Origin of the sequence: Pseudomonas sp. PH1b (genome assembly GCF_000633395.1) — a bacterium.
Taxonomy (GTDB): Bacteria; Pseudomonadota; Gammaproteobacteria; order Pseudomonadales; family Pseudomonadaceae; genus Aquipseudomonas.
In genome coordinates this window covers 1-5515 of record NZ_AYMU01000027.1, presented here as the reverse complement: position 1 = coordinate 5515, position 5515 = coordinate 1, and the positions used below count along the sequence as shown (strand labels likewise).

General features: G+C 66.8%; 1 protein-coding gene. It reads left to right on the top strand.

The genetic code is table 11. The features are described 5' to 3' along the window. The coding region (locus tag U873_RS0129760; protein WP_025131719.1) for a hypothetical protein at positions 1–5515 on the top strand (5515 nt) is incomplete at both ends.

Genomic DNA, 5515 nt, shown 5'->3' with positions numbered 1-5515 from the left:
CAACGTTGCGGGTCTGGTGACTGCCGGCCAGCACCTGAGCCTGAATGCCAGCGGTGCGGTGAACAACCGTGGCGGCCAGCTCGTCAGCCTGCAAACCCTGGACCTCAAGGCCGGCCAGGTGGACAACAGCAACGCTGGGCGCATCGCCAGCAACCAGGCACTGAACGCCAGCGTGAGCGGTTTGAACCAGAGCAATGGCGGACGCCTGACCAGCGTCACCGAGCTGAGCCTGGACCTGAACCAGGGCCACCTGGACAACCAGGGCGGACTGATCAACGCACCTCGCCTGACCCTGAAAAACCTCGACAGCGTGGATAACCAACGAGGTGAAATTTCCAGTGCCCAGGCCTTCGCGCTGATCGCCCGCAGCCTGGACAACAGCCACGGCAAACTGCTCGGCAACCAGGCCCTGACCCTGCGCCTGGATCAGGCGCTGAGCAATGTCGGCGGGCTGATTTCCGCTCGCGGCCTGGAGATCGGCGCGGCGACCCTGGACAACCGCGAAGGCGTTCTCACCAGCCGGGATAGCCTGGCGCTGGCCTTGAGCGGCGCGGCGAACAACCACGAGGGCGAAATCTCCAGCCTCGGCTCGACCGTGTTGAAGGGCACCCGCCTGGACAACCGCGACGGTCAGGTCAGTGGTGATCAGGCCCTGAACATCGACCTGAGCGCGGACCTGAACAACCAGAATGGCGTGCTCGGGTCCGCCAAGAGCGTCGAGCTCAAGGCGGCCAGCCTGGACAACAGCCAGGCCGGCAGCCTGGTCAGCGATGACCGCCTGACGGCGCGCGTCGATGACCTCCTGGACAACCAGCAGGGAGAGATCAGCGCCAAGGGCGTGATCGATCTGCAGGCCGGGCGCCTGGACAACCGCAACGGCAGCCTGACCGGCAAGGACCTGCTGACCCTGCGTGCCGCTGCCCTGGACAACCGTGCCGGCAAGGTGCGGGCAGACAAGGCCCTGCAACTTGAGGTCGAGCAGCTCGACAACCGCCAGTTGGGCCTGCTGAACGGCCTGGCCGCCCTGAGCTTCAAAGGCACGCACCTGGATAACCGTGGCGGCCTGCTGAGTGCCGCCGGCCCAGTGCGCCTGGAGGCCACCAGCCTGGACAACAGTGGTGGGCGGCTCTCGAGCAAGAGCGGCCTGCTGGCCCAGGTCACCCAGGTCATCAACCAACGGGGCGAACTGGTGGCCCAGGGGGACCTGGACCTCAAGGGCGCCACCCTGGATAACCGCGAGGGCGGCCTGGTAGGCAGCACAAAAGCGCTGAAAATCGAAGTGGCCGAGGTCGACAACCGAGGGGGTGAAATCTCCAGCGCCGAAGGGCTCGCCCTGCAAGGCGCACGCCTGGACAACAGCGACAGCGGCAAGCTTCTCGCCGGCACCGACCTGGGCCTGAACGTGGCGCAGCTCATCAACCGCAACCAGGGCCTGTTGTTCAGCAAGGGCGCGACAACCCTCGACGGCCAGAGCCTGGACAACACCCGAGGCAGCCTGGTGGCCCGGCAGGGGCTGGATATTCGCCTGGACCAGGCCCTGGACAACCTGGCGGGGCTGATCAGCAGTGAAGGCACTTTGTCGGCCCGGACCGCCAGCCTGGACAACACTGGCGGCCAGGTAACCAGTGCCGGTGCCCTGGCCCTGAGCAGCACTGGCGCGCTGCTCAACCGCGGCGGCTCGATCACCACCGACGATGAGCTCAGTCTTACCAGCCAGCGCCTGGACAACAGCCGCAGCGGCTTGCTCAGCAGCAAGGGGGCGGCCCAGGTCGACACCGGGGCTTTCGACAACACCCAGGGCGGGCGGCTGATCAGCGGCGACCGCCTGGCTTTGAACGCAGGCCAGGTCAGCAATGGCCAGGGCAGCCGGATTGCCAGCGAAAAAGCCCTGACCGCCAGCGTCAGCGGTCTCGATCAACAGGGCGGCGAACTGTTCAGCAAGAGTGCCCTGACCCTGGACCTGAATCAGGGGCAACTCAGCAACCAGCAGGGCCTGATCAACGCCCCGCTGCTGGTGCTGAAAAACCTCGCCGAGGTGAACAACCAGGGCGGTGAAATCTCCAGCGCCCAGGCCTTCAGCCTGGCCGCCCGCACCCTGGACAACAGCAGCGGCAAGCTGATCAGCCAGCAAGGCCTGACCCTGCGCATCGACCAGGCCCTGAACAACCTCAAGGGCCTGGTGTCGGCCAAGGCCCTGGACCTGCACAGCCACAGCCTGGACAACCGCCAGGGGCTGCTCAGCAGCCGGGGAACCCAAGATCTCAAGGTCGATGGCAGCCTGCTCAACCAGGACGGTACGTTGCTCGCCGATGAGCAATTGAACCTGCAGGCCGGCACGCTGGATAACCGCCAGGGGCAGGTTTCCGGCAAGAGCGATGTGCAGGCCCAGGTGGGTGTGTTGAACAACCAGGGCGGGCAGTTCATTGCTGCCCAGCACCTGGAGCTGGTCGCCGACAGCCTCGATAACCGCCAGGGCGGCCTGGTCGGCGCGACCCAAGGGCTGGCGCTCAAGGTCGGGACCATCGACAACCAGGGCGGTGAACTGTCGAGCAAGGCTGGGGTGAAGCTGGAAGGCGCCCGCCTGGACAACAGTGAGGGCGGCAAGGTTTTGGCCGAAGGCAGCCTGGGCCTGACCGTGGCCCAGGTGCTCAACCGCAGCAAGGGCTTGCTGTCGGGCAAGGCCGGGCTGACCCTCAATGGCGACAGCCTGGATAACCACGGCGGCACGCTGCTCACCGAGCAACAGCTCAAGGCCGAACTGCTGGGCAACCTGGACAACCGCCAGGGCCTGATCAGTGCCGAAGGCAGCCTGGGCCTCAAGAGTGGCGACCTGGACAACAGCGGCGGCAGCGTGTCCAGCGCCGGGGCGCTGACTCTGCAACACCATGGTGCCCTGCTCAACCAGGGCGGAGTGCTCCTCAGCGACGCCGGGTTGCTGCTCAACAGCGCCCGCCTGGATAACCGCAACCAGGGCAACATCAGCGCCAAGACCACGGCCCAGGTCGACACCGGGGCTTTGGACAACAGCCACGGCGGACGCCTGAACAGCGGTGCCAGCCTGACCCTGAATACCGCGCAACTGACCAACCAGGACGGCGGCCGGATCGCCAGCGGCGGCGCCCTGAACGCCAGTGTCAGCGGCCTTGAGCAGCAGGGCGGTGAACTGTTCAGCAAGACCGCCCTGACCCTGGACTTGAACCAGGGGCAACTGAACAACCAGCAGGGCCTGATCAACGCGCCGCTGCTGATGCTCAAGAACCTCCAGGCAGTGAACAACCAGGGCGGCGAGATTTCCTCGGCCCAAGCCTTCACCCTGGCCGCGCAAAGCCTGGACAACAGCCGCGGCAAGGTCCTGAGCAACCAGGCCCTGAGCCTGCGCATCGACCAGGCCCTGAGCAACCTCAAGGGCCTGATCGCGGCTGCGAGCCTGGATGGGCGGGCCGCGAGCCTGGACAACAGCGGCGGTACTCTCACCAGCCGCGGCGCCCTTGACCTGCAACTGGCCGGCGCGCTGAACAACAGCCAGCAAGGCCTGATCAATGCCGTTGACCGCCTGGCCATCGGCAGCACTGCCGTGGATAACCAGGGCGGCTCGCTGCTGGGCAGCGCCATCGCCGTGGACCTGGGCAGCGCCACCGGGGACTTGAACAACAGCGACGGCCTGATCAGCACCGACGGCTCCCTGACCATTGCCCACCTGCGCGACCTGAACAACCGCAACGGTGAAGTCTCCAGCCGCCAGGGCCTGGACCTGACAGCGCGCAGCCTGGACAACAGCGCCGGCAAACTGATCAGCAACGAGCAACTGAAGCTCAAGGCCCGGGAACTGCTCAACCAGGGCGGCCTGGTGTCGGGCTGGCAGGGCCTGAACGCCGACCTGGGCAGCCTGGACAACCGTAACCTGGGCACCCTGTCCAGCCGCAGTGGCGGGCTCGCGGTGCAGGTCAGCGGCGATCTGCAGAACAGCGGCGCCGGGGCCCTGGTCAGCCAGAAGGCCCTGCGCGTGACGGCGGCCAACCTGGACAACAGCAGCGGTGGCATCCTCTCCAGCGCCGGTGAACAGACCCTCGACGTCAGCGGCCTGCTGAACAACGCCCAGGGCGGCCTGATCGACAGCGGCGCGGCCCTGACCCTGCAAGCCCAGACCCTGGGCAACAGCGCTGGGGCAATCAGCGCAGCGCAGGCGCTGAGTCTCAACGCCGGCCGGCTTGACAACAGCCAGGGCAGCCTCAAGGGCAATGCCGCGGTGACTCTCAACCTCCTGGGCGCCTTGACCAACACCAACGGCAAGCTGGCCAGCGGTGGCCCGCTGCGTATCGAGCGTGCCGGCCAGATCGACAACCAGGGTGGCCAGATGGCCAGCCAGGGCCTGATGACGCTGCTCGGCAGCGGCCTGGACAACCGCAACCGCGGCACCGTCGCGGCCAACGAGCAGCTCGACCTGCAACTCGACGGCGCCCTGCACAACAGCGACGACGGCCTGATCTACAGCCAGAACGGCGGCCTGAGCGTCCAGGCCGGCAGCCTCGCCAACGCCAAGGGCACGCTGCAGAGCCAGGGCGCGCTGAGCCTGAGCAGCGGCGACATCGACAACCAGAGCGGCCGCATCTTGGCCAAGAACGGCGACCTGAACATCGCCGCCGGCACCCTGGACAACCGCGGTGGCGTGCTCTCCAGCCTGCAAGGAGCCATGACCGCCGAACTTCGAGGGGTGCTGAAAAACGGCTACGACCTGAACAACAACCGCCAGGGCGGCGTGACCCAGGCCCAGCGTCTGACCCTCAAGGCCCTGGCCGGGATCGACAACTACGGCGGGCGGATTTCCGCACAGAACGGCGATGCGCTGATCACCACCAGCGACTTCGACAACCGCAACGGCGGCCTCTACGCCAAGGGCCTGGTCAAGGTCAGCGGCGGCAACTTCGACAACAGCGGCGACAACGATGGGCAGATCGCCGGCCAGCGCATCGACCTCGACCTGCGCGGCGCCCTGAACAACCGCCTGGGCATCATCGAAAGCGTCAGCAGCCTGGCAATCAAGGCCGCCAGCCTCGACAACCAGACCGGCCAACTGCGCGCCCTGGGCAGCAGCGGCAGCACCCGCTTCGAGATCGGCGGGCAGTTCGACAACCGCAACGGCACCCTGGAAAGCGCCAACAGCGACCTGAGCCTGGGGGTTGGCAGCTTCCTCAACGGTGGCGGCAGCCTGCTGCATGTGGGGCGCGGCAGCTTCGACATCGCCACCGCCAACGTCACCGGCGCCGGGGGCAGCATCGTCACCCGGGGCGGCCTGACCCTGAATGCCGACAGCTGGGACAACAGCAACGTGATCCAGGCCGGGCGCCTGACCGTCAACGTCAACCACTTCAACCAGAGCGCCAGCGGCCAGTTGCTGGCCAGCGAGGCCTTCACCGGCAGCGGCGGCAACTGGAGCAACGAGGGGCTGATCGCCAGTGATGGCAGCCTCAACCTCAACCTGGGTGGCAGCTACTCGGGTAATGGTCGTTTGAGCAGT